The following is a 26,083-nucleotide window of genomic DNA, read 5'->3' on the forward strand; positions in this document are numbered from 1 at the left end:
AATACCGCAATGCGAATTCCGGAAATGCGCCGGGTTGAGCGAATCCACTTTGTTGGCATCGGTGGTGCCGGCATGGGCGGTATTGCTGAAGTATTAGCAGGTGAAGGCTACCAAGTCACGGGTAGTGACATCGCCGACAATGCCATGGTGTCGCGTTTGCGCGGACTGGGTGTGACTGTTTTTATCGGCCATGCGGCGTCGAACATTGAAGGGGCGAGCGTGGTGGTGGTTTCGACTGCGATTGATCCGAGTAACCCCGAGATTGCCGAGGCGCAAGCAAATCGTATTCCTGTGGTACGCCGGGCCGAAATGCTGGCCGAGCTGATGCGATTCCGCCACGGCATTGCCATTGCTGGCACCCATGGCAAAACCACCACAACCAGTTTGACCGCCAGTATTCTGGCCGAAGCCGGATTGGATCCAACGTTTGTGATTGGTGGTTTGCTCAATAGCGCTGGCACCAATGCTCGCTTAGGAAAAAGCCGTTACTTAGTGGCTGAAGCCGATGAGAGCGATGCCTCATTCTTGCACTTGCAGCCGATGATTTCGGTGATCACTAATATCGAAGCGGATCATATGGATACCTATGGCGGCGACTTTGAACAGCTCAAAGCAACGTTCCGCGAATTTATCCATAACCTGCCATTCTACGGGTTGGTGGTGATGTGCATTGATTGCCCTGTGGTTCGTGAGTTAGCCGAGGAAGGTGGTCGTCAGGTGATTACCTATGGCTTTGCTGAAGATGCCGATGTTCGTGCCACTGATTATCGACAGTCAGGTGCCAGCAGTGAATTTGTGGTTCACCGGCCGAATCAGCAACCGTTGACGGTGCAACTGAATATGGCCGGTCAGCACAACGCGCTGAACGCGTTAGCGGCGATTGCGGTCGCTACCGATGAAGGTGTTGCCGATCAGCATTTGTTAGCCGCCTTGCAAAAGTTCGAAGGCATTGGCCGCCGCTTGCAGCAATACGGCGAATTTGACACCGGCGCAGGCAAGGCGTTGTTGGTTGATGATTATGGTCACCACCCGACCGAAGTTGCCGCCACATTAAATGCGGTGCGTCAGGCTTGGCCCGACAAACGCTTGGTGTTGGTGTATCAGCCTCATCGCTACACCCGAACCAGAGACTTATATGAAGACTTTGTCGATGTGCTGTCACAAGCCGACACCTTGTTGCTATTAGAAGTGTATGCCGCCGGCGAAGAGAGTATTGCAGGAGCGGACAGCCGCTCGTTGTGCCGCACCATTCGTCAACGCGGCAAGATCGACCCAGTGTATGTCAGCGGTCCAGAGGAACTGCCGTCGGTGCTGGCTGATGTGCTGGTCGATGGCGATCTGGTGCTGACTCAAGGTGCTGGCAGTGTTGGCGCACTGGCAAAACGATTAGCCGATTATCAACTGAATATCGAAACCATGAAGGCGAGCGCCGGAGGAAGTGAACATGGCGCATGATGTCAATGTGGCCGAGTTTGGCAAAGTAGCGGTGTTACTGGGCGGGCGCTCAGCGGAGCGACCTGTCTCGCTGAAATCCGGAACCGCTGTGCATCAGGCGTTAGTCAGTGAAGGCGTTGATGCCCACTGTTTTGACCCCGCAGAGACGCCGCTGGCTGAATTGAAAACGCAAGGCTTTGACAGAGTATTTATTGCTTTGCACGGCCGAGGTGGCGAAGACGGCGTGATGCAAGGCGCGTTGGAATGGCTTGGTATTCCATATACCGGTAGTCGAGTACTGGGCTCAGCCCTAGCCATGGATAAAATTCGCACCAAGCAAATTTGGCAAAGTATGGGCTTGCCGACCGCAGGTTATCGCATTATTGCCGAGCCGCTCGATGACGCCGAAGCGGCGGATATACTCGCTGCGCTGTCTGGAGCGGTGATCGTCAAACCGGCATGTGAAGGTTCCAGTATCGGCATGGCTAAAGCAACCACTGCCGCGCAACTGACGGCTGCTGTCGCAGACGCTCTCAATTACGATCCGCAAGTGTTGGTTGAACGCTGGATTGAAGGGGACGAGTTCACGGTGGCGATTCTAGGCGATGAGGCGCTGCCAGTGGTGCAAATGCGAACGCCTCACGAGTTTTATGATTACGACGCCAAATATCAGTCCCAGAGTACCGAATATTTTTGTCCATGTGGCTTGCCAGAAGCGGATGAAAAAGCGCTGCAGGTTTACGCCAAAGAAGCATTTGATGCGGTTGGCGCCGAAGGATGGGGCCGAGTTGATGCCATGCGTGATGATCATGGCCAATGGCATTTGCTGGAAGTGAACACGGTGCCGGGCATGACCGAAAAGAGTTTGGTGCCAATGGCCGCCAAAGCAAAAGGGTTAAGTTTCTCCGAATTGGTTGTGCGGATTTTGGCTCAAGCCAAGGTCTAAGCGGAGCATCAGGATGACTGTTGGAGCGTCGCAAGCTCAGCGTCTTCCTGAGTGGGAGTTTTGGTTTGGTGTGGCATTTTTTTTGGTCACACTAGTCGGCGGCTTGTATTTGGCCTACGGCGCCGCTCATGTCTGGAGTGACCGAGCGGCATTGCCGGTGCAACATTTACGGCTTCATGGCGATCGTCGCTTTGTTAGCGATGAGATGGTTACCGAGCAATTGTTGGCTCAGGGGCCGCTGCCAAGTTTGACCCAGTTGGATGTCGATTGGGTGCAACAGCAAGTGGTGGCGTTGCCTTGGGTTAATAAGGCTGCGGTACGAAAGGAATGGCCTGATCAGCTGAGTGTTCATGTCACCGAGTTTGAACCGGTGATGCGGTGGAGCGATAGCCGTTTGGTCAGTGATCAGGGGGAATTGTTTGCTGTCCCTGATACATCGGTGGTGGCGCAGTTACCGCTGATTGAAGCTGCCGATGAGTTGGTTGGCGACACCATGTCGATGCTGGCCGCTACTCGGGCAGCAACTGACAAGGCCGGTTTGCAAGTGATCCGGATGAAAGTCACGTCACGGCAAGCGTGGACATTATGGTTGGCAAATGGAATCGAGTTACGACTCGGCCGAGAACAGACATTGGCACGATTTGAGAGGTTTCTGGCGTTGTATCCAGAGCTGATCAACGAGCAACGAAGTACGCCGCAATATGTTGATTTGCGGTATGACACCGGCGCAGCAGTGAAGTGGCCGGATCAAACTGAAGAAGGGTTAGCAGAGCAAGATGGCAAAGAGTAACGAGCGCAAACTCATCGTTGGATTAGACATTGGTACGTCCAAAGTCTGTGCCTTAGTGGGTGAGATTTTAGCGAACGGCGAACTCAGCATTGTTGGCGTTGGTAACCATGCCTCTAGAGGTATGGACAAAGGCGGCGTTAATGATCTGGACTCCATTGTGCGCTGCGTCCAACGAGCGGTACAAGAAGCGGAGTTAATGGCGGATTGCCAAATTGCGTCAGTCTATTTAGGGATTAGTGGTCGTCACATTAAGTGCCAGAACGAAAATGGCATGGTGTCGATTAACGGCGAAGAAGTGACGCAAGAAGACGTCGATAACGTCATTCACACCGCCAAATCGATCCCGATTTCGGATGAGCGTCGATTGTTGCATGTGCTGCCGCAAGAGTTTTCCATCGACTGTCAGGAGGACATCAAAAGTCCGATTGGCATGAATGGCATGCGGATGGAAGCCAAGGTCCATTTGATCACTTGCGCCAATGATATGGCCCGCAATATGGAAAAAGTGGTTGAGCGATGTGGTTTGCGGGTAGAATCGCTGATTTTCTCGGCTTTGGCGGCTAGCGATGCGGCTCTGACCGAAGACGAGAAAGAGCTGGGTGTTTGTGTTGTTGATATGGGCGGCGGCACCATTGATATGGTGGTATACGCCAATGGCGCAATTCGCCATACCGCGGTGATCCCTGTGGCAGGTAATCAGGTCACCAGTGACATTGCCAAGATTTTCCGCACGCCATTGAATCATGCGGAAGAGATTAAAGTGCAATACGCCTGCGCACAGCGTCAGTTAGTCAACATGCAAGACACCATTGAAGTGGCAAGCGTTGGCGGCCGGCAGGCAAGAACCATGTCACGCCATACCTTGGCGGAAGTGGTTGAGCCGCGTTACCACGAATTGTTTGAATTGATTAACGAAGAACTGAAGGGATCAGGTTTGGCAGATCAAATTGCTGCCGGCGTGGTTCTCACTGGCGGAACGGCGAAAATTGAGGGGGCCATTGAGCTGGCCGAAGATATTTTCCAGATGCCAGTACGGCTGGGACAGCCGCAAGAAGTTAAGGGCTTGTACGACTATGTCAGTGACCCAAGTTATGCCAACGCAGTAGGCCTGCTGCACTACGGCATGGACGATGTACTGGGGAATACGCGCGAGCGCACTGGCACAGAAAAGGTTGCTTCCCTTTGGTCCACCATTCTGGGGTGGTTCAAAGGTGAGTTTTAATATAGGGTGAGACTGATAATTCGACGGAGAATCTGTCATGTTTGAAATTATGGAAAGCCATACTGACGAGGCTGTCATTAAAGTAATCGGTGTTGGCGGCGGCGGCGGAAACGCCATCGAACACATGGTGCAAAACAGCATCGAAGGTGTTGAATTCTTAGCAGCAAATACCGATGCGCAAGCACTGCGTAAATCAAGTGCTGGCAACAAGATCCAACTGGGTGCCAATATCACCAAAGGGTTAGGTGCTGGCGCCAACCCGGAAGTGGGTCGCCAATCGGCAATGGAAGATCGTGAAGCGATTCAACAAGCACTGGAAGGTGCTGATATGATCTTCATCGCCGGTGGCATGGGCGGTGGTACCGGTACTGGCGCTGCGCCAGTGGTTGCCGAAATAGCTCGTGAACTGGGTATTTTGACCGTTGCTGTGGTGACTAAACCATTCCCGTTCGAAGGCAATAAGCGGATGAATTTCGCCGGCCAAGGGATTGATGAGTTGGCGAAACACGTCGACTCACTCATCACTATTCCAAACGAAAAGCTGATGAAGGTGTTGGGCCCAGGCACGTCGCTACTGGATGCATTCAAAGCAGCCAATAATGTGCTTTATGGTGCGGTTCAGGGCATTGCTGAATTAATCACTCGCCCAGGCTTGATCAACGTTGACTTTGCTGACGTTAAAACAGTGATGTCTGAAATGGGCACCGCGATGATGGGTACTGGCGTTGCTTCCGGTGCCGACCGTGCGCAAGAAGCGGCTGAGTTGGCGATTGCGTCACCACTGCTCGAAGATGTTGATTTGGCGGGTGCTCGCGGCATTTTGGTGAATATCACCGCGGGTCTGGATATCACCATCGAAGAATTCGATACCGTGGGTAACTCGATTAAAGCCTTTGCTTCTGACAATGCAACGGTTGTTGTTGGTGCCGTGATTGACCCAGAAATGACAGATGAGTTGCGCGTAACGGTTGTTGCCACGGGCATTGGTGCTGAGCGTAAGCCGGACATTACCTTGGTTGAGTCGTCGCTGGAGCGTCCTGAGGTACCCACCATGCGAGCACCGGTGACAGCACCGCAATCGCCAGGCAAAGTCGCCGTTGGTGGTCAGCAGCCGGTTCAAGTCGAGTTGCCAGAAAGTGACAACGACATTTTGGACATTCCTGCTTTCCTTCGGAAGCAAGCAGACTAAACTGTGCTATTGGTTGTTTTTTGGTCGCTTTTTGTGTTCCTGAGTTCTCTCTGGTACAATGCGCGACCCAACGCACATTTTTCGGATAAATTTGGATAATTGGCAAGCTATATGATGAGACAGCGCACGCTTAAACAAGCGATTGAAGCGACAGGGATTGGTCTGCATTCTGGTAACAAAGTGCAACTGGTTTTGCGTCCTGCGCCGGTGAATACAGGTATTGTATTTCGCCGTACCGATCTTGATCCGGTAGTTGATATTCCAGCTAGTGCTGAGCTAGTCCGAGAAACGACTCTTTGTACTGCGCTGGTAACAGATGATGGTGTTCGCCTATCGACGGTGGAGCACTTGATGGCCGCCTTAGCGGGCATGGGAATCGACAACGTCTTCGTTGAAGTTGATGCTGAAGAAATCCCAATCATGGATGGCAGTGCATTGCCGTTCGTTTATCTGTTGCAGCAAGCAGGTGTTGAAGAGCAGCAAGCCGCCAAACGCTTCATTCGGATCAAGCAGCCGATTCGCGTCGAAGATGGTGATAAGTGGGCCGAACTCTCACCCTATAACGGTTTCCGCATCGATTTCGCAATCGATTTTAATCACCCGGCGATTGAAGCAGACACCCAGCGCAAAGTGCTGGACCTGTCGGCTTGTAGCTTCGTTCAGGAAATTTCTCGCGCGCGTACTTTTGGCTTCATGCGCGATATTGAGTACCTGCAAGCGAATAATTTGGCTCTTGGTGGCAGCTTGGATAACGCCATTGTGTTGGACGAATTTAAGATTCTGAATACCGATGGTTTGCGTTACAACGATGAGTTTGTAAAGCACAAAATCCTTGATGCAATTGGTGATTTGTACATGGCAGGCTTTGGCATTGTCGGCGAAGTGAAAGCATACAAATCAGGCCATGCCTTGAACAATATGCTGGCTCGAGCCATGTTAGCGCAGCCAGAAGCGTGGGAGATCGTCAGCTTTGACGACCAGGAAGCTCCCATCAGCTATCAGGTGCCGAGTTTGGCATAGAGACAATTTGCAAATAACACCACAAAACCAGCGCTTACGCTGGTTTTGTTTTTTCACGACTAGCTAACTTAAGTAGTTGAGATTTAAGTGGTTCGGGAGTGGATTCGGCGAGTTGGCGAAGATCGGTTGCGGTTTGATGAGAGATCTGCCGATTGACGTGAAAGCCTGAATCTTGCTGTGACTGAATCGTTGCAGTGGGTTTGACTTGGGATTCCAGTGTGGTCAGCGCGGTGAATCCTGATTGTCGCAATTTGGCAAGTATGGCTGTTTTGTTCATATTCAACCGCCATTGCCAAACCGGTGAGTCGACGCTCAGTGAGAGTACACCTTGTTGGTAACTGACAACTCGGCAGTGGCCTCGCAAGTCATCGTCGATGACCTTGGCAAACTGCTGCTGTAAGCTTTGCAAAGCTTGGCTTCGACGGGCAATATTAGCTAACCCTGAGCGGTTGCTTTGGACAATTTGATTAAATGCCACAGGTTGGCGGTTAGCTTTTGACATCTGTAGTAGAGATTTAGTGATTAATAACCATGAGTCGAACGATTTTCAGTTTAACGTTTAATGTAGCAGGGAAGCCAGTATCTTGGAGTCCTTCACCTGCCGCGTTACTGCTATCGTTGGCGGCTCTGCTGGCCTTACTCATCGCCCCTTGGTGGCTGGCACCTCATTTGATTTCTGCCAATCATTATCAGCAGCAGGTGGCTGCGGCAAAGCAAGTGCAGCAACAGCAGCGCGACGCATTGGTAAAGCTGCGCAGCCAAATGCACGAACAAATCAGTTTAATGGCGGAACACATTGGCACACTGCAAGCCAAATCCTCCCAGCTGGATCGAGTCAGCCAGCTGCTGGTACAAAAGTCCGATATTGAACAGTCTGAATTTCAAGTTGCAACCACCGCCAATTTACAGTCAATGGACTCTGCTGGTGGCCCGCTATCTGCTGCTCCAGCGTCTAATAGCGATGATATCCAGCAAATGCTTAGCCAGCTCGACCAGCTCATCGAGCAATATGACGACAAGCAACGCCAGCTTGATTTGTTATCGGTCCTCCTGCAACAACAAGATGTCGAAGATGCCAGTTGGTTATCCGGCCGTCCAATTGGCGAAGGCTGGTTATCATCTGGATTTGGCGCTCGTAAAGATCCATTCACTGGTAAGAAAGCATCCCATTGGGGCGTCGATTTTGCTGGCCATGCCGGCAGTGATGTCTACACCACAGCGGCTGGCGTTGTCACTTATGCTGGAAAACGCTGGGGTTATGGCAATTTGGTTGAGGTAAGTCATGGCGGCGGTTACACAACCCGCTATGGTCACAACAGCAAAATTTATGTTGCCATTGGTGATGTAGTTACCAAAGGTGATGTCATTGCGGCTATGGGTAGTACTGGTCGCTCTACAGGGCCCCATGTGCACTACGAAGTGCTAAAAAATGGTAAGCAAGTGGATCCCAGCCCGTTTATTTTTCGATAAATGACCCCATAAATAGACTTTACCTGATTGACTGATCCGTTCATTATGCGGGGTCATCGGAACAATGTGTCCATGAGCGTTGGTTAGAGCATTAACCAGCGACCAACAAATAAAAAATACTAGGCAAGCCATGTTTGTAAAATTGATGACTTCACTGTTTGGCAGTAAAAACGACCGAACACTGAAGAAGCTGCGTAAAGTTGTCAACGCAATTAATGCCATGGAGGCAGACTTCGAGGCCCTCTCTGACGACCAACTCAAACAAAAAACCGAAGAGCTGAAAGCTCGAGTCAGCGACGGCGCAAGCTTACAAGACGTGCTGCCTGAAGCCTTTGCTACGGTTCGAGAAGCCAGTAAACGTGTATTCTCAATGCGCCACTTCGACGTGCAGCTGATCGGCGGCATGGTGCTGAATGACTGTTCGATTGCTGAAATGCGCACCGGTGAAGGTAAAACCCTTACCGCTACCTTGGCTGCCTATCTCAACGCGCTAACTGGCAAAGGCGTTCACGTGATTACGGTGAACGACTACTTGGCCCAGCGTGATGCCGAATGGAACAAACCACTGTTTGAATTCCTTGGCATGACCGTGGGGATCAACTTAGCCGGCATGTCACCAGATGCCAAAAAAGAAGCCTACGGTTCAGATATTACCTATGGTACCAACAACGAATTCGGCTTCGATTACCTGCGTGACAACATGGCCTTCCGGCCAGAAGATCGCGTTCAGCGCCCGCTGTTTTATGCAGTGGTCGATGAAGTCGACTCGATTCTGATTGATGAAGCCCGTACGCCGTTGATTATCTCTGGTCCTGCCGAAGACAGCTCAGGCTTGTATCGCCAAATCGATACCCTGATCCCAATGCTGACCAAGGCGGAAAAAGAAGATACCGAAGAAGAAGCAGCGGTAGGCGACTACACCGTTGATGAAAAAGCCAAACAGGTTCACTTGACTGAGCAAGGTCAGGAACGCATTGAAGAGCTATTGGCAAACAACAAGCTGCTGGATGAAGGTTCATCCTTGTACGATGCGGCTAACATTGCCTTGCTGCATCATGTTAACGCAGCGCTTCGAGCTCATGTGTTGTTCAAGCGCGATGTCGATTACATCGTCAAAGACGATGAAATTGTCATCGTAGATGAGCACACCGGCCGGACCATGCCGGGCCGCCGCTGGTCTGAAGGTTTACACCAGGCCGTTGAAGCTAAAGAGCGGGTTAACATTCAAAATGAAAACCAAACGCTAGCGTCGATCACCTTCCAGAACTACTTCCGCCTGTATCAAAAACTGTCGGGTATGACAGGTACCGCAGACACTGAAGCGTTTGAATTCCAAAGCATTTATGGTTTGGATACTGTGGTTATCCCAACCAACAAACCAATGGTACGTGACGATACCGCCGATCAGGTTTACCTGACCGCAGAAGAAAAGTACGAGGCCATTGCTAAAGACATCCATGAGCAGGTGGCAAAAGGTCGACCGATTCTGGTTGGTACCATCACCATTGAAACTTCTGAGCTGCTCTCTGGCTTACTGAAAAAAGCCAAGATCAAGCACAACGTCCTCAATGCTAAATTCCACCAAAAAGAAGCCGAAATTGTTGCCGAAGCTGGCCGTGCCGGTGCCGTAACAATCGCGACTAACATGGCTGGTCGTGGTACTGATATTGTCTTGGGTGGTAGCTGGCAAGCAGAGATTGATGCGCTGGATAACCCAACTGATGAACAAATCGCAGAAATCAAAGCGGCTTGGCAAGAGCGACACGATGCCGTTATTGAAGCCGGTGGTTTGCACATTATTGGTACCGAGCGTCACGAATCTCGTCGTATCGATAACCAGCTCCGTGGTCGTTCTGGTCGTCAGGGCGACCCAGGGTCGTCGCGTTTCTACCTGTCGCTAGAAGATCCGCTAATGCGCATTTTTGCTTCTGATCGGATGGGTACCATGATGAAGAAGCTCGGCATGGAGCGCGGTGAGGCGATTGAACACCCTTGGTTGTCGCGCGCTATTGAGAACGCTCAGCGCAAAGTGGAAGCCCGCAACTTCGATATTCGTAAGCAGTTGCTTGAATATGATGATGTTGCCAACGACCAGCGTAAAGTGATCTATGCGCAGCGCAATGAGCTAATGGATGCTGAGGAAATTAAAGACTCGATTGCCAATATCCGTGAAGATGTGGTCGATCAGTTAGTCAGCGAATACATTCCACCGCAATCTTTGGAAGAAATGTGGGATGTTGCCGGACTCGAAGAGCGTTTGAAAGGTGATTTCGGCATGGTCATGCCGTTGCAGCAATGGTTGGATGAAGACGACAAGCTTCACGAAGATAGCTTGCGCGAACGCATTCAACACGCCTTCTCTGATGCTTATCGTCAGAAAGAAGAAATGATTGGTGCACCAATTGTGCGTCAGTTCGAAAAGCAGATCATGCTGCAGGTACTCGACACCCATTGGAAAGATCACTTAGCGGCGATGGACCACTTGCGCCAGGGCATTCATTTGCGTGGTTATGCTCAGAAGAATCCCAAGCAAGAGTACAAGCGCGAGTCATTTGCCCTATTCAGCAATATGCTTGATGCGCTGAAACTGGAAGTCATTTCGATTCTGAGCCGAGTTCGAGTTCAGTCGCAAGAAGATGTTGAGGCTGCCGAGGAAAAACGCCGTCAGCAACAACAAGCATTGCCGAAGCAATATCAAGGTGCTGCTGGTGCCGAATCAGCCGACCAACAGCAGCCGCAACAGCGAGCGATGCCGAAAGTGGGTCGTAATGAGCCGTGCCCATGTGGCTCAGGTAAAAAATACAAGCAGTGTCACGGCAAACTGGCGTAAGGCAGTCGCGTGAGCATTAAGCAAGTCCATGTGGCCGTTGGCGTGATTGAACGCCACGGCCATATTTTTTTGACCCGACGAGCGGCCCATCAACATCAGGGCGATAAGTGGGAATTCCCCGGTGGCAAGTGCGAAAACGGTGAGACCGTCGCGCAGGCATTGGTGCGGGAATTATCAGAAGAATTGGCGATCACGGTTCATGATTGCTCGCCATTGTTAGTGGTTTGTCACGACTATGGCGACAAGCAGGTGAAATTAGACGTTCATTGGGTGCGCCAGTTTGATGGCGAGCCGAGCAGCCAAGAAGGTCTCGAAGGACGCTGGGTCGCCGCGTCCGAACTCGCTAACTATGATTTTCCTGCTGCCAATGTCGCTATTGTCGAGCGCGTGGTGGCAGCTTTGGGCGCCGACTAATCGCTGTCTGGTTTGGCTTGAAGCTTGACCATCATGGCCATTAACTCATCGTCACTCATTTGTTCCATTTGCTGACGATCGGGCTCGCCAGCAATCCGGTGACTTTCATCGGCCCACTCACCTAAATCAATCAACTTGCAGCGCTCAGAGCAAAATGGCCGGAACTTGTTTTCCGTGCTCCACTCGACTTGTTTTTGGCAGGTTGGGCAACTTACTTTCATCGTCATTACTCTCTGGCCTTAACTGGCCGACAACAGAAACTCAATATCGCTTTCAGTAGCGGCTGTGCCACTGTCGGTATGCTGCATAAAGCGAATGGTAAAGCGGTGCTTATTGCCAGAAACTGTCGGGAAAACAGTATGCTCTGGCGAGCAGGAGATCCGCAGAAGCTGTAAATTCTCAGCGCTCGCCTGATAGAAGCCCTTGCGCGCAATGACCCGCTGAAACGGCTTGCCATCACGGATCAGGTGCATTAACTGAGCGATGGCGCCAGCTAAAATGTCGAGCTGACGCAGCCAATTTTGCATATCGGTTAAACACTTTTCTGCCGGAAGATTTATCCAGTGGTAGAGCTGGGGTAAATCAAAACAGCAGTTGCCACCGGGAATACTGAAACGCTGACGAATGCCAGCCAGAAATTTATCGGACTTGAGACAATTTGCTAAGCGATTCTGGCTGCGCAAATTAGTAAGACAATGCTGGTTGGCGGCTTCGAGCTTCGCCAGTGCTTCCAAATCAACATTCGGATAAGTTGCCCAGCGGGCTAATTCTTTTTGCTGGGTTTCGAGATCTTTAATTAAATCTTGGCGCACATCGGCGCGCTCTAATAGTTCCAGCAAATCAAACAAAGCGCCAAAGTAGCTTAAACAAGACTGCTCACTAATGTGCTGCATGGCTTGGTGGCAGCGTAATAGCAGTTGTTCAATCCTGAGGTAAGAGCGAGACGTTTCATTCAGGGGAAATTGATAGGTGAACGCTTCAGCCATGCGGTTTCCATCGAGTCAGATCAGAGGGTAGCAAATCAATTTGAATAGCTTTGAGTAGCGAATTCTAGGAAATGCCGATGCAAGTGTAAAACATCTTTTGCTACTAGTTCGAATGGCCTGTGGTTGTTAATGATATGGTCTGCGGCTCTGATCCGCTGCCACCGACTCGCTTGCCGCTGGATGATCGCCCAAGCTGCTTCGGTACTAACCTGATCACGGTTTACCGTTCGCTCGACTTGGATTGATTGCGGAACATCAACGACGACGATGCGTTGGCATAGCTGCTGTAGCTGATTTTCAATTAACAGTGGCACCACCAGAATGGTGTATGGCGCTTGTTGATTGTGGCTTTGTTCGATCATTTGCTGGCGAATCAGTGGATGTAACAATTGATTCAACCACTGTCGCTCGGACTCGTTGCCAAACACCAAAGCCCGTAATGCCGCTCTGTCTAACTCGCCTGTGGTATCAACTACCTTTGGCCCAAAATGAGCGCTGATTTGGGCGAGCGCAGGGCTACCTTTGGCGACTACCTCGCGAGCAATGACATCGGCATCCACCAACCCTGCGCCTAAGCGTTGGAACTCATTGGCAACCGTGGTTTTACCACTGCCAATGCCACCTGTCAGGCCGACGACGAAACCGCTCACTTGCTAATAGCCCAGCATGGCAAAGTAACGATCCAGAATGTCATTGCCCCACAGCAAGGCAATCCATCCTGCGATGGCAAGGTAAGGGCCGAAAGGGATGGGTTTTTGATGGTCGCGGCCTTTTAACAGGATCATCGCGATGCCGAGCACCGCACCTACTGCACTCGACAGCAACACCACTAATGGCAGTAACTGCCAACCAAGCCAAGCCCCCAGCGCGGCCAGCAGCTTGAAGTCGCCAAAACCCATGCCCTCTTTGCCGGTCAGCAACTTAAATGCCCAATAGACACTCCATAAGGTTGAGTAGCCGGCAATGGCGCCAATAACGGCATCGACCAAAGCATGGGGCATCAGCACAACATGCACCAGCAAACCGAGCCACAGCAGGATGTAGTTGAGCGGGTCGGGCAGCAAATAATGATCAATATCGATAAAGGTGAGGCAAATGAGTAGCCAAGTGAATACCACCATCGCTAGACCTAGTCCGGTAAATCCAACTACGTGAAGTACCAATACTGACAGGCTGGCGGTCAGCAACTCTATCGCCGGATAACGAAAAGAGTAGGATTGGCCGCAGGCGGCGCATTTGCCCCGCAAGATAAACCAACCGACTATTGGCAAGTTGTGCCACGGTTTGATGGCAGTGCCACAACTGCTGCAATGGGAACTTGGCACAATTAAGTTGAAGCGATCGAACTTGGGTTCAGGTTGGTCATTTAATGCCGCGCATTCGATTTGCCAGCGTCGTTCTATCATCACCGGTAATCGGAAAATCACCACATTAAGAAAGCTGCCAACCAAAGCGGCAAAGACAAAGCAGATCACTGATATCAGCAGCGGAGATGTTGCCGCTGCATGGGTAAATTGTTCAATCATTCAGAGGAGTCCAGTGAAGCAAAAAAGTTAGCCGACCACTTTGCCGAGTTGGAAAATTGGCAGGTACATGGAAACAATCAAGCCGCCAACCAGGGTGCCAATAATGACCATAATCAGTGGTTCGAGCATGGAGCTTAAGTTATCAACAGCATCATCAACCTGCTGCTCATAAATGGTGGCAACTTTTGCCAGCATATCGTCCAGAGAGCCCGCTTCTTCGCCAATCATCACCATTTGGCTGACCATATCGGGAAAACGTCTGGTTTGACGCATGGCGCTGTTTAATTGAACGCCAGAGGCAACATCCGCTTTAACTGCTTTGATGGCGTCACGATAAACGGCATTACCTGAGGCGCCGGCGGCCGAGTCTAACGCATCGATCAATGGTACCCCGGCGGCAAAGGTGGTGGAGAGGGTACGGGTATAACGGGCAACTGCAGCTTGATGCAAAATACCACCAACTACTGGCAGCTTTAAAATCAGTGCATCAGTTTTGTCGCGTAACGATTTTGATGAACGGTGAGCCCGGGCAAAGGCGTAACTGGCTGCAAATACCGCGGCAATCACCACCCAGAGGTTGCCCGTGAGCCAATTGGAAATGCCAATGACAAACAGGGTGAAAGCGGGGAGCTCGGCACCAAAGTTAGCAAAAATATTTTCAAAGCTAGGGACCACAAAAATCAGCAAAATTGCCGTCACCACCACAGCAACGAGGATCACGATGGCTGGATAGGTCATGGCCTTTTTGATTTTCGCTTTGAGTGCCTCGGCTTTTTCTTTGTAGGTGGCAATACGATCATAAATGGAATCAAGGGCGCCGGACTGCTCGCCACTCGCCACTAGGTCACAATACAGATCATCAAAATAAGCGGGGTGTTTTTTTAGCGTTTCACTGAGTGGGTTACCGGCAGATACTTCGGCGTGGATTTCTTCTAGTAGTTTTCTTAGCTGTTCTTTGTCACTGCCCTTGCCAATAATTTCCAACGCCTGCACCAAGGGCACTCCAGCACCGAGCATGGTGGCAATTTGGCGAGTGACCATACAAATATCAACAGCTTTGATTTTATTGCCTAATTCAAATAGCGGCTTGGGCTTTTTCTTAATTTTTGAAACCGCGATCGCTTGTTTGCGCAGCTGAGTTTTTACTGCTTGCTCGTTGGCAGCGGTAATTTCCCCCTCAACACGGCGGCCTTTGCGGTTGACGCCTTGCCACTGGTAGGTATTCACTTTGATTGTTACTGGTTTCGCTACTGCTGCCATAGAAAGACCAACTGTGGATTAGAAACTGGTAACGCGCGCGGCTTCAGCCAATGACGTTACGCCCTGAGCAACTTTGACAAGGGCAGACTGGCGCAGGTTAGCAACGCCTTCCTTCTGAGTCTGCTGTGCAATTTGCAACGAGTTGCCGTTCTCCATAATAATTTTGGCGACGGCGTCTGTCATGGGCATTACTTCATAAATGCCAACTCGCCCCTTGTAGCCGCCGGTGCAATCGTCACAACCAACCGCTTTATACACGGTTAAGCCAGCATCGATTTGCTCTTGACTAAAACCTTCTGCCAGTAAGCCCTCAGGAGGAATGTCATCTATCGTCTTGCAGCTGCTACACAAACGGCGAGCCAGTCGCTGGGCGATAATCAAGCTGACCGAGCTGGCAATGTTATAGGCCGGAACACCCATGTTGAGCAATCGAGTCAGGGTTTCGGCACTGGAATTGGTATGTAGTGTAGACAATACTAGGTGGCCGGTCTGAGCGGCCTTAATGGCAATTTCGGCGGTTTCCAAATCACGGATCTCACCGACCATCACCACATCTGGATCTTGGCGCAGGAAAGCTCTTAAAGCGGATGCAAAATCTAACCCCGCCCGAGTATTAATTTGCACCTGATTGATACCGGCGAGGTTAATTTCCACCGGATCTTCGGCAGTGGCAATGTTGCGCTCTGGCGTGTTGAGAATATTTAAGCCGGTATAAAGCGATACGGTTTTACCCGAGCCAGTTGGTCCTGTGACCAGAATCATTCCCTGCGGCTGATTCAGGGCACTAAGGTAGAGCTCTTTTTGCGCTGACTCATAGCCCAACATATCAATCCCGAGTTGAGCACTGGATGAGTCCAGAATCCGCATCACCACTTTTTCGCCCCACAAGGTCGGCAAGGTGCTGACTCGAAAATCAATGGCCTTGGTGCGGCTAATGCGCATTTTAATCCGGCCATCTTGTGGTACCCGACGCTCGGCGATATCAAGATTCGCCATGACTTTGAGGCGAGCCGCTAAGCGCGTGGAAAGGGTGATTGGCGGCGAGGCGATTTCATGCAATATGCCATCAATACGAAAGCGCACCCGATAACTCTTTTCATAGGGTTCAAAGTGCAAATCCGATGCGCCTTTGCGGATTGCATCCATGAGTAGCTTATTGATGTAGACGACGATTGGCGCGTCGTCGGTGCTATCAACCTCGTCATCTTCTTGTCTCTCGGTATCCTGCACTTCCATGCTGGCCAGTTCATCATCGGATACATCGCCCAAATCAATATCGTCAAAGCCAGAATCAAGAACCTTCTCGATGGCCTTAGCAAGTTTGTCATGCTCGACCAGTACGGGTTCGGTTCGCTTACCAAAGCTAAATTGAAAATCTTCTAATGCAGTGATGTTAATTGGGTCATCGACTGCAACAATCAACATGCCTCGCTCGATATATAATGGTAGCGCATGGTGCTTTCTGATCAGTGACTCGTTGCGATATTCATCATCCAACTGCTCAACGTCGACCGTGTCTAGGTCAAGCGCAGCAATACCATATTCGTCACTCAATAGCTGCTGCAAAGCTTTGCTGGTGGTTATTTTTTGTTCGATAAGCAGGCTGATAAAATTGTGTTTACCAGTGCGAGCTTGTTCAATCAAGCTAACCGCAGTGCTGGCTTCGAGTAAACGCTTGCGGACCAACAAGGTGGCTAAGCCTTGAATTTTTGCTGCATGATCCATTCAGAACCCTATTATGTGCATGGGCTTAATAGCTATAGCTAAAAGATAGGTTAACTAACCAGATGCTCATCAAAATAACATAGCCAAAAAAAAAGACCACCAAGGGTGGTCTTTTCAGGATAGATGACTGTTTAGGCGCCGCTAGAGACACAACCTTTGACAAGACTTACACAGTCTGCGCCACCGCTGATAGTCCAAACAATATTACCACCAGATAGCGTTGGTGTAATGGTTACGCTGCCAACCCCAGAGACAGCAGAGCCTTGGCTATCCAAATCTGTATTCACTGTAATCACGCCAGACGTACTGTTAACAGAAACTGCTGAGCCTGCTCCCGAGGTCGGGGCAGTTGGAATGTTGGAACAGTCAGCTTTTACCGCACTGCCATTTCCCTCTGTGCTGGTACAAACGCTAATCGCCATCTTATAAGAAGACGCTTCAGCAATCGCACTAGAGGCTTGCGAGCCACGAACGTAATCTTGATAAGCAGGCAATGCAATTGCTGCCAAAATACCGATGATCGCCACGACGATCATTAATTCAATTAGAGTAAAACCTTGTTGCGCTTTCATAATAATATCTCCGTCGAGGACGCTGTATCAGGGGGTGCGTTGGAATGATACTAGGTAGGGTTTTGGGCGTTTTCAATAACAAATAATCAACTTTTTAGAATTAATTTGAAATTAGCTCCGAAAACGTCGAAAGGCAGTCAAGTGCCGGTTTTACAGCGCGCCAAAATTTTGATTCACTTTGCTTTTTTGATCCAAATCTTGACGCATTACGAATTCTTGGCGCGTTTTATGACACGGCCGCTGTTCATTTTATCGGCCGTTTGTTGCCATTTAGTATTGGTTCGCCGACTCAATTCGCATGGAATAATCGACGGCACGAATGTGCTTGGTTAGCGCACCCACTGAAATATAGTCGACGCCGGTTTCGGCGACCTGACGAATTGTTTCTATGGTGACATTGCCCGAGGCTTCCAGTTCTGCCTGACCTTGATTAATGATCACCGCTTCGCGCATTTGTGGCAGCGAAAAGTTGTCGAGCATCACTCGGTCAACGCCAGCTTCAAGGGCTTGGCAGAATTCCTTCATATCTTCGACTTCAACTTCAACCGGCTTGCCTGGGAAATTGGCGCGAGCTTGCTCTACCGCAGAAGCAATGCTGCCTGCCGCAGCGATGTGGTTTTCTTTAATTAAAAATGCGTCATATAAACCGCAGCGATGATTGACGCCTCCGGCACAGTAGACAGCATATTTTTGAGCGTTGCGCATACCGGGAATCGTTTTGCGGGTATCAAGCAGGCGCACGCCGGTCCCTTCGATGGCGTTAACGTAAACCCGAGTTGCGGTCGCTGTGCCTGATAAGGTTTGGATGATGTTGAGCATGGTGCGCTCACCGGTCAGGATGTCACGAGACGGACCTTCGAGGTTACAAATTCGCTGATTTTCTTCCATCACCTCACCGTCCTCGATCAACCATTCGATTGACACTGAACCGCCGAGCTGTTTGAAGACTTCATCGCCCCAAGCTTTGCCACAAAACACCGCCTTTTCGCGGCTAATAATGTAGGCCTTGCTGATGGTATGGAGGGGGATTAGTGACGCGGTGATATCACCTTCGGTGGGCGTTAAGTGGTTTAAATCTTCTGACAGGCAGGCTTTTACTAAGCGACGGACATTTTCTGCGGTGGCCATTGTTCGGTCTTCGGCTCTGAACTCGGAAAAATTTGCGCCATAGTTTACCCTCTCTGTGAGCAACTGCACAGTATTTCTATTGGCCAATGGCCGTGTTTTGCCTGAGATTTTTCATTACATCCGGCACAATTAAACTAATTAGTCGTGCTTTATAAGGCTGTTATTTCCTATGCCCATCTTCGAACGTGCCGAAATTGATGACCACCATTGTTTAGTCGGCGTGCAACAGCGCCCGAGCTCTCATTACGATGAGCGTCCGCAACATGAGCAGCCCAGTGTGTTGGTGATCCACAACATTACGTTGCCGCCGGGCGAGTTCGGTCATAGCTATATTGATGATCTTTTTATGGGGACGCTCGACTGCTCCGCTCATCCATTCTTTGCCCAGCTGAAAGGCGTACGAGTGTCGGCTCATTGCGTGATCAATCGCCAAGGCGAGGTTAAGCAATATGTGCCGTTTCATCTGCGCGCTTGGCATGCTGGCGTGTCGAGTTTTCAAGGCCGCACGCGGGTCAATGATTTTTCGATTGGTATTGAATTAGAAGGAACCGACGACAGCGGCTTTACTTCTGCTCAGTACCAGCGTTTAATTGCCATCACAAAAGCCTTAATGTTGCGCTATCCTACTATTTCATTGGGGAAAATTGTTGGCCATTGCGACATTGCTCCTGGCCGCAAAACCGATCCTGGGGTAGCTTTTGATTGGGGCTATTTCCGTTCCCAATTGGCGCTAAACGCTTAAGGGACAACTCGACAACGAGTGTTTTAAACATTTAAAACTGACTAGCTGGAATAATGCCATGACGTTACTCGCTCTTCTTTTTGCCCTCGCTTTGGAGCGGGTTGTGTTACCGTCGCCAAAATGGCAGTTCGCCACTTATGTTGAATCACTGTTCGACACCCTGAAAAAAAATCGTACCACCCAAGGCTGGTTTGATGCGCCGATCGGCATGGTTGCCATCGCGGCCATTCCGGCACTGATTGTCTGGCTAGTGCTGGAAGTGGTCGAAGGCGCTTTATTTGGCCTGCTTAGTTTGGTGGTGACTGTGTTAGTGATCACAGTCGCAATGGGGTGTTTGCAGGCGAGAAAAGCATACAAACAGTTTCTGCGCGCAGCGCGGCGTGAAGATGAGCAAGCTTGCTACATGGTGGCCAAAGAGTTGGGCGCCTTATCGGATAGCGAGCCAAGCGCTCAGCACAGTCAATCGCCGCTGCCAAAAGATGTTGAGCTAGCCGCCGAGCTGCTTGATGACGATGAACCCCTAGAGCAGCCCGAGCAGTCACCACAGGTAAATTTAGAGCAGGGGGTTGGCCAGACCCTCGCATGGGTCAACTACCGCTATTACATTGCCGTGATGATTTGGTTGGTCATTTTTGGCCCAGTCGGTGTCGCTTTTTATGCCACCCTCAGAACACTAGCCGATCAGGAACGAAGCCAAGTGGCGGCGCCAGAGCAAGATATTGATACCGATGCGCTGCAGGTTGATGACGATGGCGAAGTATCTGGATTGGAACAACAACTAGACGAGTTGACCGAGCAACCGCAATCTACTGTTGCCTCGGAGTTGCTGCGTTGGCTCGACTTTATTCCGGTTCGACTGGCGTCGCTTGGCCTCACACTGGTGGGGAACTTTGGCAAGGCGATGCCTGTGTGGCTGGAGCACTTAGTCAATACCGAGGAATCGCCAAAAGCGCATTTAGTTCGAGTCTCGCTGGCTGCTGAAGAAATTGCCGATCCTCACAACCCAACTTGTGTGGTCAGTGTTGGCAAATTCGTTGAAATTGCCAAACGCAACGTCCTGCTGGTGTTGAGCGTGGTGGCAATTCTGACCTTGTACGGTAGCGTCAGCTGATCAATGGTAATGAGCTGATTGTCAAAGCAAATAAGCCGAGTCACTTGTTGGCTCGGTTTATTTTTGTCTCAAAGTAAATCGAAATGAGAACTAGTCTAAATGGTCCGACCACATTACTCGGGCGATTAGGCCTACGTTTGACGGGGTTTATTTATGAGGCAGCAAAAGGCCCTGTGTTTAAGGCTAGACACAGCACCCTTGGTCTGATAGATTTTTGCTGGCTAAATGGTATGACCAATTAACCAAGGGCAACATGACTCAGATCAAACCTTCATTTAATTCGGTGAAACAAGCGCGACTTGCCGACGCTATCGTTGAGCAATTGGAGCGCATGATCATCGAAGGGGTGTTGGCTCCTGGACAAAAGTTGCCATCGGAACGCGAACTGGCTAGCCAGTTCAACGTGTCCAGACCATCCGTACGAGAAGCAATCCAAAAGCTTGAAGCCAGAGGATTGTTAAACCGAAAACAAGGCGGCGGCACTTTTGTCAGCGAAGACAGCTGGCAGAACGTAGCAGAACCTTTGTTTCAACTGATGGTCAATCACCCTGAATCGCAGTTCGATTTATTAGAGTTTCGCCATGCATTAGAAGGCATCTGCGCTTATTATGCAGCCTTGCGTGGCACCGAAACCGATGATGAACAGTTAGCGCAATGCATTGACGACATCGCCAGTGTCAAGTTAACTGATGCCACCATACACACCCACGCCGATGCAGTGATGGGCTTTTATCTGAAGATGGCGGAAGCCAGCCACAACGCAGTGGTATTACAGGTAATGCATTGCTTAAAGCCTTTGCTGCAGCAAAATATTGAAGATAATTTGCGGCAGATGTTGCGGAGCCTCGAAGCTCAGCAGTCTGTGTTCAACCACAGAAAACATCTGCTTAGCATGATTGTCAAACGAGAACCAGAGCTGGCACGACAAGCTAGCCATGAGCATTTGGCTTACATTGAGGAAACCCTCCTTGACGTCAGCCGCCAAACAACGCGGATGGAGCGCTCACTGCGCCGAGTTCGCAGTGAGACGAATTAACGACAGACCAAGCGACAACTCGCTCAGTTTGTTTTTGCAACTAATTACTCTGAAAGAAGGAATACGGCATGTCTGATCATCTCGAGCATGACGTCGATCCCCAAGAAACTGGGGAATGGCTTGATGCCCTCGCTGGCGTCTTGCAGCAGGAAGGGCCAGAACGCGCTCACTACCTGCTTGAGCAACTGATTGAAAAAGCACGTCGCAGCGGTGCGCACCTGCCTTACACCGCGACTACCGCCTATCTGAACACCATTCCACCATCGCAAGAGCCGCAAATGCCCGGCAATATGGAATTAGAGCGTAAGATCCGCGGCTACATCCGTTGGAATGCTTTGATGACCATTCTGCGAGCATCGAAAAAAGATTTAGACTTGGGTGGCCACATTTCTTCTTTCGCCTCTAGTGCGACGTTATACGATGTTGGCTTCAACCACTTCTGGCGTGCACCGAACGAAAAAGATGGCGGCGACCTGATTTACTTCCAGGGCCACATCGCTCCTGGTATTTACGCCCGCTCTTTCTTAGAAGGTCGTTTCAGCGAATCGCAAATGGATAACTTCCGTCAGGAAGTTGATGGCAAAGGCCTGTCTTCTTATCCGCACCCGAAGTTGATGCCTGATTATTGGCAGTTCCCAACAGTTTCGATGGGCCTGGGTCCACTGCAGGCCATTTACCAAGCTCGTTACCTCAAGTACCTAACTGACCGTGGCATTAAAGATTGTTCGGATCAGAAAGTATGGTGTTTCTTGGGAGACGGTGAGATTGATGAGCCAGAATCATTGGGTGCTATTGGTCTTGCAACTCGCGAGAACCTCGACAACCTGATCTTCGTTGTGAACTGTAACCTGCAACGTTTGGATGGTCCGGTCCGTGGTAACGGCAAAATCATTCAAGAGTTGGAAGGTACTTTCCGCGGCGCTGGCTGGGAAGTAATTAAGGTGATTTGGGGCCGCTACTGGGACGCTCTGATCAACCGTGATACTTCAGGCAAGTTGCTGCAGTTGATGGAAGAAACCGTTGATGGTGAATACCAGAACTGTAAAGCCAAAGGCGGCGCTTACACCCGTGAGAAGTTCTTTGGTAAGTATCCAGAAACCGCTGAAATGGTTGCCAACATGTCAGATGAAGACATCTGGCGCTTGAACCGTGGTGGTCACGATCCAGCCAAAGTCTATGCGGCATATGCCAAAGCAGTTGCCACTGAAGGTCGTCCTACAGTGATTCTGGCTAAAACGGTGAAAGGTTACGGTTTGGGCGATGCGGGCGAGGGTAAAAACATCGCTCACAACGTCAAGAAAATGAACATGGATGCGGTCAAGCACTTCCGTGATCGTTTCAACATTCCAATTAACGACAACGACATTGAGAACCTGCCGTACTACAAGCCTGCAGAAGATAGCCCAGAGATGGTCTACCTGCGTGAGCGCCGCGCGGCATTGCATGGCTACTTGCCACAGCGTCGGGTGAAGTTCAGCGAATCGCTGGATATTCCTAAGCTCAAAGCATTCCAACAAGTGTTGGATGGCTCAAACGGCCGTGAGATCTCAACTACTATGGCGTTGTCTCGCGTCCTGACTGCTTTGTTGAAAGACAAGAGTGTTGGTAAGCGCATTGTGCCGATTATTCCGGATGAAGCCCGTACTTTCGGTATGGAAGGCTTGTTCCGTCAGGTCGGTATTTATGCCCACGGTGGCCAGAAGTACACTCCGCAAGATGCTGACCAAGTGGCTTACTACCGTGAAGACAAAACCGGTGCGGTACTGCAAGAAGGCATTAACGAAGGTGGTGCAATGAGTTCTTGGATGGCTGCGGCTACCAGTTACTCTGTAAACGATGCGCCAACCATTCCGTTCTACATCTACTACTCGATGTTCGGTTTCCAACGTATCGGTGACCAAGCTTGGGCCGCTGGTGACTTACGCGCTCGTGGCTTCATGATTGGTGGTACTTCAGGCCGGACAACGCTAAACGGTGAAGGTCTGCAGCACGAAGATGGTCATAGCCATCTGCAGTCGGCGACGATTCCAAACTGTATCTCTTACGACCCAGCTTACGGTTACGAAATTGCCGTGATCGTACAAGAAGGTATGGATCGGATGTACGGTGAGCGCCAGGAGGACGTGTTCTACTACATCACCACGTTGAACGAAAACTACGTTCAGCCAGCGATGCCAGAAGGTGTTGAAGAAGGCATCATCAAAGGTATCTACAAGCTGGATCACGCTAAGAAGAAGGCGCAAGTACAACTGCTCGGTTGTGGCTCCATTTTGCGCCATGTTCGCGAAGCAGCGGAAATCTTGGCCAGCGACTACAGCATTGATGCTGACGTGTTCTCAGTTACTTCATTCACTGAGCTTGCGCGTGATGGTAACGATGTTGAGCGTCACAACATGCTACACCCAGGTGCTGAAGCGAAAGAAGCTTACATCACTAAAGTGTTGGCTAAGGACGTGCCAGTTGTGGCAACGACCGACTACATGCGTATCTTCGCTGATCAGGTCCGCGCTTATGTGCCTGCGCCATACAAGGTGTTGGGTACCGATGGATTCGGCCGTTCTGATAGCCGTGAGAACTTGCGTAATCACTTCGAAGTCAGCGCACCATATGTTGTTGTGGCTGCACTGAGCGAACTGGTTAAGAACGGTGACCTAGACGCTAAAGTCGTTCCAGAAGCGATCGAGAAGTTCGGTCTGGATGTCGACAAAGTCTACTCACTGTACGCTTAAGGAGAATACAAATGGCCGAATTGAAAGAAGTTCTGGTTCCAGACGTTGGCGCGGATGCCGTTGACGTAATTGGTATTCTCGTTGAAGTTGGCGAGCAAGTTGAACCAGAGCAAGGTTTGATTGAAGTCGAAGGCGACAAAGCGTCGATGGAAGTGCCAGCGCCGTTTGCTGGCACCGTGAAAGAAATCAAAGTTGCCGTTGGTGACCAAGTTTCGCAAGACAGCTTGATCGTGATTCTGGAAACTGGCGCCGATGCGCCAGCTGCAGAAGAAGCCGCGCCAGCACCTGCTGCTGAAGCGCCAGCCGCTGCTCCTGCTGCCACTCCTACAGAAGGTGGCGCGGTTGCAGACGTTGCGGTGCCAGATATCGGCGGTGATGAAGTTGATGTCACCACTATTCTGGTTGCCGTTGGCGATACGGTTGAAGTTGAGCAAGGTTTGATTGAAGTCGAAGGCGATAAGGCGTCGATGGAAGTGCCTTCGCCAGTAGCCGGTACTGTCAAAGAAATCATCGTTAGTGCGGGTGACAAAGTTGCCGAAGGCACCTTGATTGTTCGCATCGAAACGGGCGCTGCTGCGCCGGCAGCTGCTGAAGCGCCAGCCGCTGCTGAACCTGCATCAGCTGCAGCTCCGGCTGCTCCTGCTGCGGCACAAGTGAAGGAAGTAACAATTCCTGACATCGGCGGTGATGAAGTTGATGTCACGACAATTTTGGTTGCCGTTGGCGATACCGTTGAAGCTGAGCAAGGTTTGATTGAAGTCGAAGGCGATAAAGCCTCGATGGAAGTACCTGCACCATTTGCTGGTACGGTGAAAGAAATCAAAGTTGCTGTTGGTGAGAAAGTTGCTGAAGGCACTTTGATTGCCCTTCTAGAAACAGTGAGCGACGCGCCCGCAGCTGCCCCTGCTGCAGCTCCTGCGCCAGCGGCTCCGGCAGCACCGAAAGCTGCACCTGCTGCCGCTCCGTCTGCAGCCTCGAAGCCGCCGCCAGTTTCAGATCACCCAGGTTCTAACCAAAAAGCGAGTGCCGTTGGCCATGCTTCACCAGCTGTGCGCCGCATTGCTCGCGAGTTTGGCGTTGACCTGAGTAAGGTCAAAGGCACTGGTCGTAAAGGTCGGATCCTGAAAGAAGACGTCCAAGCTTATGTTAAAGAAGAGCTGTCACGTCCGAAGGCAAGTGGCAACACCAACGTCAGCGGTGGTGGTCTATCTGTTCTGGCGCAACCGCGCGTTGATTTCAGCAAGTTTGGTGAAATCGAAAAGGTTGAGTTGAGCCGTATTCAGAAGATCTCTGGACCGAATCTGCATCGTAACTGGGTAACCATTCCTCACGTCACTCAGTTCGACGAAGCTGATATCACTGATCTGGAATCGTTCCGCAAAGAGCAGAATGCCATTGCAGCGAAGCGTGACCTTGGTTACAAGATTTCGCCGTTGGCCTTTATCATCAAGGCAGCTGCAAAAGCGTTGGAAACTTATCCTAAGTTCAACAGCTCGCTGGACCCAGATGGCGATCACCTGATCATGAAGAAATACATTCATATCGGTGTTGCGGTTGATACACCTAACGGTTTGGTTGTTCCAGTACTGCGTAATGTCGATAAGAAAGGCATTATTGAGATCACTCAGGAATTGGGCGAGATCAGCAAGAAAGCCCGCGGTGGTAAGTTGACCGCTGCTGATATGCAAGGCAGCTGCTTCACCATTTCAAGCCTTGGTGGCATCGGTGGTACTCAGTTCACCCCAATCGTCAATGCGCCTGACGTTGCGATTTTGGGTGTGTCGAAATCTGATATGAAGCCGAAGTGGAATGGTTCTGAGTTTGAACCGCGTCTGATGGTGCCGCTGGCATTGTCGTACGACCACCGGGTGATTGATGGTGCCGATGGTGCACGCTTCATCACTGAGCTGAACAACGTGTTGAGCGATATCCGTCGTCTCGTCATGTAAAGTC

23 protein-coding genes are annotated in these 26,083 nt (G+C 50.7%); 14 read left to right on the top strand and 9 right to left on the bottom strand.

All coding sequences use genetic code 11. The features are described from left to right. Positions 1 to 9 precede the first annotated feature (9 nt). The 6 genes from murC to lpxC all read left to right on the top strand — a co-directional run bounded on the left by murC (position 10) and on the right by lpxC (position 6,601). Positions 10 to 1,455 carry a UDP-N-acetylmuramate--L-alanine ligase gene (murC, locus tag IC617_RS11025; RefSeq protein WP_191145103.1) on the top strand — a complete coding sequence of 482 codons (1,446 nt, stop codon included), beginning with the start codon at positions 10 to 12 and terminating at the stop codon, positions 1,453 to 1,455. Then, a complete protein-coding gene (locus IC617_RS11030; RefSeq protein ID WP_191145043.1) occupies positions 1,445 to 2,380 on the top strand; it encodes a D-alanine--D-alanine ligase in 936 nt (311 codons plus the stop codon). Before murC ends, IC617_RS11030 begins: the two co-directional genes overlap by 11 nt. A gap of 13 nt (positions 2,381 to 2,393) precedes the next feature. Beyond that, the gene (locus tag IC617_RS11035) at positions 2,394 to 3,170 is read left to right on the top strand and encodes a cell division protein FtsQ/DivIB (protein WP_191145044.1); all 777 of its coding nucleotides are present in this window, start codon (positions 2,394 to 2,396) and stop codon (positions 3,168 to 3,170) included. Then, positions 3,157 to 4,392: a cell division protein FtsA gene (ftsA, locus tag IC617_RS11040; protein WP_191145045.1), complete on the top strand. Its 1,236-nt coding sequence runs from the start codon at positions 3,157 to 3,159 to the stop codon at positions 4,390 to 4,392. The genes IC617_RS11035 and ftsA overlap by 14 nt, the downstream gene beginning before the upstream one ends. A gap of 37 nt (positions 4,393 to 4,429) precedes the next feature. Continuing rightward, complete coding sequence (gene ftsZ / locus IC617_RS11045) at positions 4,430 to 5,581, top strand: cell division protein FtsZ (protein ID WP_191145046.1); 1,152 nt, start codon at positions 4,430 to 4,432, stop codon at positions 5,579 to 5,581. 111 nt (positions 5,582 to 5,692) lie between these two features. Continuing rightward, positions 5,693 to 6,601, top strand: coding sequence for a UDP-3-O-acyl-N-acetylglucosamine deacetylase (lpxC, locus tag IC617_RS11050; RefSeq protein WP_191145047.1), 909 nt, complete (start codon positions 5,693 to 5,695; stop codon positions 6,599 to 6,601). A gap of 34 nt (positions 6,602 to 6,635) precedes the next feature. Here the strand turns inward: lpxC and IC617_RS11055 are convergent, their stop codons facing one another. Beyond that, complete coding sequence (locus IC617_RS11055) at positions 6,636 to 7,103, bottom strand: DciA family protein (RefSeq protein ID WP_191145048.1); 468 nt, start codon at positions 7,101 to 7,103, stop codon at positions 6,636 to 6,638. 29 nt (positions 7,104 to 7,132) lie between these two features. Between IC617_RS11055 and IC617_RS11060 the strand changes: the two genes are divergently transcribed. The 3 genes from IC617_RS11060 (at position 7,133) to mutT (ending at position 11,315) form a co-directional block, all read left to right on the top strand. Then, entirely contained in the window at positions 7,133 to 8,071 is a 939-nt protein-coding gene (locus tag IC617_RS11060; RefSeq protein ID WP_191145049.1) for a M23 family metallopeptidase, read from the top strand. Between the two features lie 130 nt (positions 8,072 to 8,201). Then, the gene (secA, locus tag IC617_RS11065) at positions 8,202 to 10,901 is read left to right on the top strand and encodes a preprotein translocase subunit SecA (protein WP_191145050.1); all 2,700 of its coding nucleotides are present in this window, start codon (positions 8,202 to 8,204) and stop codon (positions 10,899 to 10,901) included. Positions 10,902 to 10,910: 9 nt separating this feature from the next. Continuing rightward, positions 10,911 to 11,315, top strand: a complete 405-nt coding sequence (mutT, locus tag IC617_RS11070) for an 8-oxo-dGTP diphosphatase MutT (protein ID WP_191145051.1) — start codon at positions 10,911 to 10,913, stop codon at positions 11,313 to 11,315. Here the strand turns inward: mutT and yacG are convergent. The 8 genes from yacG to nadC form a co-directional block, all read right to left on the bottom strand. Further along, on the bottom strand, positions 11,312 to 11,536 hold the full coding sequence (gene yacG, locus IC617_RS11075) for a DNA gyrase inhibitor YacG (protein ID WP_224745953.1): 225 nt from the start codon (positions 11,534 to 11,536) through the stop codon (positions 11,312 to 11,314). The genes mutT and yacG overlap by 4 nt on opposite strands. A gap of 18 nt (positions 11,537 to 11,554) precedes the next feature. Beyond that, positions 11,555 to 12,301 carry a cell division protein ZapD gene (gene zapD / locus IC617_RS11080; protein ID WP_191145053.1) on the bottom strand — a complete coding sequence of 249 codons (747 nt, stop codon included), beginning with the start codon at positions 12,299 to 12,301 and terminating at the stop codon, positions 11,555 to 11,557. A gap of 35 nt (positions 12,302 to 12,336) precedes the next feature. Further along, on the bottom strand, positions 12,337 to 12,951 hold the full coding sequence (gene coaE, locus IC617_RS11085; RefSeq protein ID WP_191145054.1) for a dephospho-CoA kinase: 615 nt from the start codon (positions 12,949 to 12,951) through the stop codon (positions 12,337 to 12,339). A gap of 3 nt (positions 12,952 to 12,954) precedes the next feature. Then, a complete protein-coding gene (locus IC617_RS11090; protein WP_191145055.1) occupies positions 12,955 to 13,827 on the bottom strand; it encodes a prepilin peptidase in 873 nt (290 codons plus the stop codon). Positions 13,828 to 13,854: 27 nt separating this feature from the next. After that, the gene (locus IC617_RS11095; RefSeq protein ID WP_191145056.1) at positions 13,855 to 15,087 is read right to left on the bottom strand and encodes a type II secretion system F family protein; all 1,233 of its coding nucleotides are present in this window, start codon (positions 15,085 to 15,087) and stop codon (positions 13,855 to 13,857) included. An 18-nt stretch (positions 15,088 to 15,105) separates the two neighbouring features. Continuing rightward, the gene (gene pilB, locus IC617_RS11100) at positions 15,106 to 16,812 is read right to left on the bottom strand and encodes a type IV-A pilus assembly ATPase PilB (RefSeq protein WP_191145057.1); all 1,707 of its coding nucleotides are present in this window, start codon (positions 16,810 to 16,812) and stop codon (positions 15,106 to 15,108) included. 131 nt (positions 16,813 to 16,943) lie between these two features. Continuing rightward, positions 16,944 to 17,384, bottom strand: a complete 441-nt coding sequence (locus IC617_RS11105; protein ID WP_191145058.1) for a pilin — start codon at positions 17,382 to 17,384, stop codon at positions 16,944 to 16,946. 270 nt (positions 17,385 to 17,654) lie between these two features. Then, positions 17,655 to 18,512, bottom strand: a complete 858-nt coding sequence (nadC, locus tag IC617_RS11110; protein ID WP_191145059.1) for a carboxylating nicotinate-nucleotide diphosphorylase — start codon at positions 18,510 to 18,512, stop codon at positions 17,655 to 17,657. 169 nt (positions 18,513 to 18,681) lie between these two features. Here nadC and ampD point away from each other — a divergent pair, with 169 nt between their 5' ends. The 5 genes from ampD to aceF all read left to right on the top strand — a co-directional run bounded on the left by ampD (position 18,682) and on the right by aceF (position 26,079). Further along, positions 18,682 to 19,254 (top strand): 1,6-anhydro-N-acetylmuramyl-L-alanine amidase AmpD, encoded by a 573-nt coding sequence (ampD, locus tag IC617_RS11115; protein ID WP_191145060.1) that lies wholly within the window; start codon positions 18,682 to 18,684, stop codon positions 19,252 to 19,254. A 58-nt stretch (positions 19,255 to 19,312) separates the two neighbouring features. Further along, a complete protein-coding gene (gene ampE, locus IC617_RS11120; RefSeq protein WP_191145061.1) occupies positions 19,313 to 20,365 on the top strand; it encodes a regulatory signaling modulator protein AmpE in 1,053 nt (350 codons plus the stop codon). A gap of 253 nt (positions 20,366 to 20,618) precedes the next feature. After that, complete coding sequence (pdhR, locus tag IC617_RS11125) at positions 20,619 to 21,401, top strand: pyruvate dehydrogenase complex transcriptional repressor PdhR (RefSeq protein ID WP_191145062.1); 783 nt, start codon at positions 20,619 to 20,621, stop codon at positions 21,399 to 21,401. Positions 21,402 to 21,469: 68 nt separating this feature from the next. Next, complete coding sequence (aceE, locus tag IC617_RS11130; RefSeq protein WP_191145063.1) at positions 21,470 to 24,130, top strand: pyruvate dehydrogenase (acetyl-transferring), homodimeric type; 2,661 nt, start codon at positions 21,470 to 21,472, stop codon at positions 24,128 to 24,130. A gap of 11 nt (positions 24,131 to 24,141) precedes the next feature. Then, positions 24,142 to 26,079: a pyruvate dehydrogenase complex dihydrolipoyllysine-residue acetyltransferase gene (gene aceF / locus IC617_RS11135; protein WP_191145064.1), complete on the top strand. Its 1,938-nt coding sequence runs from the start codon at positions 24,142 to 24,144 to the stop codon at positions 26,077 to 26,079. Positions 26,080 to 26,083: the final 4 nt, after the last annotated feature.

Source organism: Neiella litorisoli (genome assembly GCF_014773395.1).
Classification (GTDB): Bacteria; Pseudomonadota; Gammaproteobacteria; order Enterobacterales; family Neiellaceae; genus Neiella; species Neiella litorisoli.

Excerpts from the sequence above, each read along its gene's own strand:
- murC (WP_191145103.1), top strand. The coding sequence starts at position 10 with ATGCGAATTCCGGAAATGCGCCGGGTTGAGCGAATCCACTTTGTTGGC.
- zapD (WP_191145053.1), bottom strand. The coding sequence starts at position 12,301 with ATGGCTGAAGCGTTCACCTATCAATTTCCCCTGAATGAAACGTCTCGC.
- IC617_RS11095 (WP_191145056.1), bottom strand. The coding sequence starts at position 15,087 with ATGGCAGCAGTAGCGAAACCAGTAACAATCAAAGTGAATACCTACCAG.
- ftsZ (WP_191145046.1), top strand. The coding sequence starts at position 4,430 with ATGTTTGAAATTATGGAAAGCCATACTGACGAGGCTGTCATTAAAGTA.
- aceF (WP_191145064.1), top strand. The coding sequence starts at position 24,142 with ATGGCCGAATTGAAAGAAGTTCTGGTTCCAGACGTTGGCGCGGATGCC.
- secA (WP_191145050.1), top strand. The coding sequence starts at position 8,202 with ATGTTTGTAAAATTGATGACTTCACTGTTTGGCAGTAAAAACGACCGA.
- lpxC (WP_191145047.1), top strand. The coding sequence starts at position 5,693 with ATGATGAGACAGCGCACGCTTAAACAAGCGATTGAAGCGACAGGGATT.
- IC617_RS11090 (WP_191145055.1), bottom strand. The coding sequence starts at position 13,827 with ATGATTGAACAATTTACCCATGCAGCGGCAACATCTCCGCTGCTGATA.
- IC617_RS11055 (WP_191145048.1), bottom strand. The coding sequence starts at position 7,103 with ATGTCAAAAGCTAACCGCCAACCTGTGGCATTTAATCAAATTGTCCAA.
- nadC (WP_191145059.1), bottom strand. The coding sequence starts at position 18,512 with ATGGCCACCGCAGAAAATGTCCGTCGCTTAGTAAAAGCCTGCCTGTCA.
- ampD (WP_191145060.1), top strand. The coding sequence starts at position 18,682 with ATGCCCATCTTCGAACGTGCCGAAATTGATGACCACCATTGTTTAGTC.
- IC617_RS11035 (WP_191145044.1), top strand. The coding sequence starts at position 2,394 with ATGACTGTTGGAGCGTCGCAAGCTCAGCGTCTTCCTGAGTGGGAGTTT.
- pdhR (WP_191145062.1), top strand. The coding sequence starts at position 20,619 with ATGACTCAGATCAAACCTTCATTTAATTCGGTGAAACAAGCGCGACTT.
- yacG (WP_224745953.1), bottom strand. The coding sequence starts at position 11,536 with ATGAAAGTAAGTTGCCCAACCTGCCAAAAACAAGTCGAGTGGAGCACG.
- IC617_RS11105 (WP_191145058.1), bottom strand. The coding sequence starts at position 17,384 with ATGAAAGCGCAACAAGGTTTTACTCTAATTGAATTAATGATCGTCGTG.
- IC617_RS11030 (WP_191145043.1), top strand. The coding sequence starts at position 1,445 with ATGGCGCATGATGTCAATGTGGCCGAGTTTGGCAAAGTAGCGGTGTTA.
- aceE (WP_191145063.1), top strand. The coding sequence starts at position 21,470 with ATGTCTGATCATCTCGAGCATGACGTCGATCCCCAAGAAACTGGGGAA.
- IC617_RS11060 (WP_191145049.1), top strand. The coding sequence starts at position 7,133 with ATGAGTCGAACGATTTTCAGTTTAACGTTTAATGTAGCAGGGAAGCCA.
- pilB (WP_191145057.1), bottom strand. The coding sequence starts at position 16,812 with ATGGATCATGCAGCAAAAATTCAAGGCTTAGCCACCTTGTTGGTCCGC.
- ftsA (WP_191145045.1), top strand. The coding sequence starts at position 3,157 with ATGGCAAAGAGTAACGAGCGCAAACTCATCGTTGGATTAGACATTGGT.
- ampE (WP_191145061.1), top strand. The coding sequence starts at position 19,313 with ATGACGTTACTCGCTCTTCTTTTTGCCCTCGCTTTGGAGCGGGTTGTG.